Raw genomic sequence first — 5,766 nt, 5'->3', positions numbered from 1 at the left:
TGCTATATTTGTTGGAGTTTTATTATTGAAAAAATTAACTAGCACAACGAGTTAAATTAAATCTAAAATAACAACAAGGCTTTATACATTCAATAGTAGTATTAGCTTATTCTTTATGCTTTAGAACCAAGAAAGAAGTCTAAATATAAAAATCGTCAAGAGGGGTCATATTTTATTGTAAAAATGTGACCCCTTTATATTTTTTGCATACTATAAAGAGTATTAACTATAATTTTAAACATTCAAAAAATAGGAGACTTATTATGTTTAAAGATATTGACATAAATTCAAAATCAGAATTAGAGCCATATTTTAAATTAGTAGATTATAAAGCTAGCGAGTATTGCTTTAGTACTATATATATGTGGAGGCATTTATTTAACACAAAATGTTATATAGAAAATGATTTTGCAATAATACTTTTAGAATACGAAAAGAATGTATTTTCAATGATACCTTTATGTAAAAAGGACAAATTATTATATGTTATAGACTTTGCACTAAATTATATAAAAAATGAGTATAAAAGAATACAATTAAAAGGTATAAATCAAGAAATAGCAGATATAATTAAAATCAATTATAAAGAAAAATTTATATATGAAAAAGAAAGAGATTTGTTTGAATATATATATGATGCAGAAAGTTTGAGAACTTTAAGTGGAAGAAAAAATAAGAAAAAAAGAAATCATGTAAACACATTCTTAAATTTATATAAAAATAGGTATGAATACAAACTATTAGAGAAAGAAAACTTTGAAGAATGCCTAGAGCTAATTGATAGATGGGAACAAAATAAAGAAAATATAGAAAGTAGTGGACATAAAGAACTTGATGAAGAAATATTAAGCATAAAAGAAGTATTTGAAAACTATGAAAAGTTAAAAGACAATGTGAAAATTGCTGGAGTTTATATAGATAATAAGCTTGAAGCTTTTACAATAGGTGAAAAGATTAATGAAAATATAGCCTTAATTCATATAGAAAAAGCAAATCAAAATATAAAGGGGCTATATCAATATATAAACCAACAATTTTTACTAAACGAATTTCCAAATGTTAAATATGTAAATAGAGAAGAAGATTTAGGATTAGATGGTCTTAGGGAAGCGAAGTTATCCTACCATCCATGTAAGTTTATAGAAAAGTATAGTATAAAAGAAGCATAATAAGGAGATTAAACTAATCTCCTTTTAATTTGTATATTTTTATATTCAAAAATAGGATATACTTATAAAGGTAAAATAAAAAAATATAAGGATATAACAATGAATAAAATAATAAAAATATCCATTAGAAATCTAGTGGAATTTATAATGAGACATGGAAGTATAGACAATAGATATACAAGTTCTATAAAAGCTATAGAAGGAATAAGAGGTCATCAAAGAGTACAAAAATCCTATGGTGATAATTATACTGCCGAAGTACCTTTAAAATATACCTTAACTTATGAAGATTTAGAAATAATGGTAGAAGGTAGAGCAGATGGAATACTAATAGAAGATGAAAAAACAATAATAGATGAAATAAAAACAACAACCAAAGACTTACTATTAATAGATGAAAATACAAATCCACTACACTGGGCACAAGCAAAGTGTTATGGATATATATACTCTATGCAAAATGAATTAGATAACATAGATATACAAATAACCTATTACAACATAGATACAAAATCTACAAGAATACTAAGACAAAGCTATACACTAAAAGAGCTTGAAGAATTTTTCTTTTGGTTAATAGATGAATATAAGAGTTGGGCACAATTAGAAAGTGATTGGGTAAATAAAAGGAATGAATCAATAAAAAAGTTAAAATTCCCATTTGAAAACTATAGACCAGGTCAAAGAGAACTAGCTGTAAGAGTATATAAAAGCATAACAGATAGTAAAAAATGCTTTGCACAAGCCCCTACAGGAACAGGAAAAACTATATCAACCATTTTCCCAGCTATAAAGGCTATGGGAGAAGATAAAACTTCTAAAATATTTTATCTTACAGCAAAAACTATAACTAGAGAAGTAGCACAAAATACTATTTCTTTAATGAGAAAAAAGGACTTAAATTTAAAAGCAGTAACAATAACAGCAAAAGAAAAAATATGCAAAATGGACGAAGTAAACTGTAATCCAGAATACTGTCCTTATGCAAATGGATATTTTGACAGAATAAATAATTCATTAAAAGATATCTTAGCAAAATATAATGATTACTCAAAAGACAATATAGAAAAAATAAGTGAAGAATATATGCTTTGTCCATTTGAATTATCTTTAGATTTAACAAATTTAAGTGACGTAATAATATGTGATTACAACTATGTATTTGATCCAAGAGTATACTTAAAAAGATTTTTCGATACAAAAACTACAGATTACACATTTTTAATAGATGAAGCTCATAACCTAGTAGACAGAGCTAGAGAAATGTATTCAGCAACCTTAAATGAAGAAAAATTTGTTAAAGTCAAAAAGCTAATAAGTAAAAAAGACAAACGTATAACAAGAGTTATAAAAGAAATACAGTCTTACTTTGAAGATAAACTAGAGGACTTAACCACATTAGATGAAAATGATTTAGTAGAAAGTGAAGCACCACTAGAACTCTGTGAAATACTTAGTTCATTTATAAAGTTTGTAGATGAATATTTAGCAAGAACTAATGAAGAAAATGAAGAGTTGATGGATTTATACTTTGATGTATATAGCTTTTTATCAATATCAGATTTTTATGATAAAAACTATACAACCATATATACAAAAACCTTTAATGGAATGACTATAAAAATATACTGTGTTAACCCTCAAAAAGTAATTGAAGAAAAAATGAAAAAAGCTAAATCAAATATAATATTTTCAGCAACACTTATTCCTATGGATTACTTTATGAAAATGTATAGTTATGATGAAGAAGACTTTATTATAAACTTGAAAAGTCCATTTGATGTAAAAAACAGACTACTTATTATAGGGGATAATGTAGCTACAACTTATAACAAAAGATTTGAAACAAGTTGTGATATAGCATCATATATTGCAAACTGTGTACAAGCTAAAAAAGGAAATTATATGGTATTTTTCCCATCATATAAGTATATGGAACTAGTATTTGAAAAAATGAAGGAAAACTACCCAGATATAAATACATCAATACAAGAAAGTAATATGAGTGAAGAAGAAAAAGAAGAGTTTTTATCTATGTTTGATGAAGATAATAAAGAAACTCATGTTGGATTTTGTGTACTAGGTGGACATTTCTCTGAAGGTATAGATTTAACCAATGATAAACTTATAGGGGTTATAATAGTAGGAGTTGGAATGCCTCAAATTGGAATTGAAAGAGATATTATAAAGGACCATATGAAAGATAGTAATAAAGGCTTTGATTATGCTTATGTATATCCTGGTATGATTAAGGTGTTACAAGCTGCTGGTAGATGTATAAGAACAGATGATGATAAAGGAGTTATATTACTTCTTGATAACAGATATTCTCAAAGAAGATATCAAAGCTTGTTCCCTTATGAATGGTATCCTAATTTTAGAGTAAGAAAAAGTGATGATGTTAAAACTTTATGTGAGGAGTTTTGGAATAAATAATTACGAACTGTATCACAAGTAAAGGAGCATATTTTAAAAATTAAGTAAGAAAGCTCAATGTATAGGAGAGCTTTCTTACTATAAAATAAAAAAATATATTAAAATTATTAATTCATTTTTAAAATATATTTAAGATATTTTTTATGGTCTTATAATAAACAACACTTTTTATACTTTTTTCCACTGCCACAAGGGCAAGTATCATTTCTGCCTATATTTGTTAAGAGATAATCATTAGTTCTCCATGCAATTCGAATATTTTTTATTTTTTCATGGTAATATTTATTCCAAATTTTTACTGGTAGTCCACCGTTATCTAATGTTGTTTTGTTATTTTTATTATAGTCTATGAAGCACACAAAATTTTCATTATTATTAAATAACTCTTTATTTTTCCTACTATCGTGTCTATATACATTAATATATAGAGATTCAGCCTCCATATCACCGTGTTTAATTTTAAATTTTGGAGAAGCTATATTCTTAACTTCTTTTAGCCATTCTATAGATTGATAAATTATATTTAGTATATCTTCTCTTTTATCAGCATCTCCTATAAATAAGTGAGCTTTCAATCTTTTTCTGTCTTCTAGACTAGCATCTTTAATGTCTTTAATAAAAAAAGTTTCACACTTATACGTGGGATACCTATAATATTTTATCTCTTCTAAATCCAAATCCTCCTCAGAAGAATTCCATATCATAATTTCGTTAGATTTAATTAATTTATCTGCAACATCTTCTATATTTACTTTTTGAGTCAAGATGTCATCTAAATCACTACGTTTATATCTAGCCCAACTAGTTAGCATTCTTTCATTGTCAAATGAAATCATGTATCTTTCATAATTGGGGTATCTTTTAAATACCTGTACAGCTATTAAAAGTGAAGATTGTAATATAAAATCTCTATCTGTATTTTTTATATGTATGTGTACATTTAATTGACTACTATCTATAGATTCATTAATACATTTGCATATAATAGAAGGAATGCTGAGTTCCATACATAACAAATTTGAAGAGACATAATTATTTTCATATTTATCTATATTTATTAGATTTATATTATTATTTATAAATTGACATAGGGCTAACAATAATCCACTTGCTGTATCAAATACATTATCAATGAGTTTATCAAATTCATAATCTAATAATTCTTTTGAGAGAACTTTTCCTCCTTTAGTATAATTAAATTCAATTCGTTTACCATCTTCTTTAAATAAAATACCTCCATGATTGATAGCATTTCTTATATCTACATCAATGTATTTTATGATCTCTTCAAATCCTTTACTTACCAATGCATCACATATGGGTTTTAGCTTTTTTTGAGCGGACAAATCTTTTTCTGTTGTTTGATCTAATATTAATATTATAACTCTTAATAAATTTGTTAGACATCCTTCTACGATAGATACATATGTAGGTATTCGATACATTCTATTTTTTATAACATTACTGTAATTTATAGGTGATAAATCTTGTATGACCTTTGAAAGTTCTATATATGAATTATATCCTATAAAAAAGTGGTTTAGAATATCATTATTTATAACTATTGTATTAGAATTATTTATATTTAGATTTTCTAGATTTGATAAAGTATTTTTTCTTATAGAATCATTCCAATAATAACAAGGATCAGTATTCAAAATATAATAAATGGGATACAGTATCTCTGGATTTACGGTTTCTGTTGATTTATCAAGTCGTTCATTTATTTGTTTAAGTATTTTTTCGCTTTCATCTAAATTTCTAAATCTTTCTCTAAATAGATCATAAAAAGTTAACATTTATAATTCTCCTATCTATAAATTATTTCTTTATATGTAAATTATACAAAATTATTATGTAACTATGTATAGAACTTTGTATAATAAACTTGGATAAATACTATTTAATATTAGTTATATTAATCTTGTTATAGTAATAAGTTCAGATGAAAGAATTTTAGATTGTATATTAAATTATAAATATAATATTATAACTTGTATTTAGAAAGACGATATAGAACAATAAATATGATAAATCAGTGCTCCCTAGACTACAGTATAGAGAACTGTATCACCAGTAACGGAGTGGGCTTTTCAAAATAGTATATATAAACTAATACTTCTGTGTATAAATATAAAATAGATAAAGTGAAAAAATTATA

3 protein-coding genes are annotated in these 5,766 nt (G+C 25.2%); 2 read left to right on the top strand and 1 reads right to left on the bottom strand.

Annotated elements, in window-relative coordinates; all coding sequences use genetic code 11:
* The first annotated feature begins 263 nt into the window (after nt 1–263).
* The gene (locus tag Q5F54_RS09820; protein WP_281538388.1) at nt 264–1,169 is read left to right on the top strand and encodes a DUF2156 domain-containing protein; all 906 of its coding nucleotides are present in this window, start codon (nt 264–266) and stop codon (nt 1,167–1,169) included.
* A 99-nt stretch (nt 1,170–1,268) separates the two neighbouring features.
* Nucleotides 1,269–3,605, top strand: a complete 2,337-nt coding sequence (locus Q5F54_RS09815; protein WP_281538387.1) for an ATP-dependent DNA helicase — start codon at nt 1,269–1,271, stop codon at nt 3,603–3,605.
* Nucleotides 3,606–3,754: 149 nt separating this feature from the next.
* Here the strand turns inward: Q5F54_RS09815 and Q5F54_RS09810 are convergent, their stop codons facing one another.
* Nucleotides 3,755–5,404 carry an SEC-C metal-binding domain-containing protein gene (locus tag Q5F54_RS09810; protein ID WP_281538386.1) on the bottom strand — a complete coding sequence of 550 codons (1,650 nt, stop codon included), beginning with the start codon at nt 5,402–5,404 and terminating at the stop codon, nt 3,755–3,757.
* Between the last annotated feature and the right edge of the window lie 362 nt (nt 5,405–5,766).

Source organism: uncultured Romboutsia sp., from assembly GCF_958366745.1.
Classification (GTDB): domain Bacteria; phylum Bacillota; class Clostridia; order Peptostreptococcales; family Peptostreptococcaceae; genus Romboutsia; species Romboutsia timonensis.
This window is presented reverse-complemented; position numbering and strand designations above follow the sequence as displayed.

Coding starts and splice junctions, on each gene's coding strand:
- Q5F54_RS09820 (WP_281538388.1), top strand. CDS start 264: ATGTTTAAAGATATTGACATAAATTCAAAATCAGAATTAGAGCCATAT.
- Q5F54_RS09815 (WP_281538387.1), top strand. CDS start 1,269: ATGAATAAAATAATAAAAATATCCATTAGAAATCTAGTGGAATTTATA.
- Q5F54_RS09810 (WP_281538386.1), bottom strand. CDS start 5,404: ATGTTAACTTTTTATGATCTATTTAGAGAAAGATTTAGAAATTTAGAT.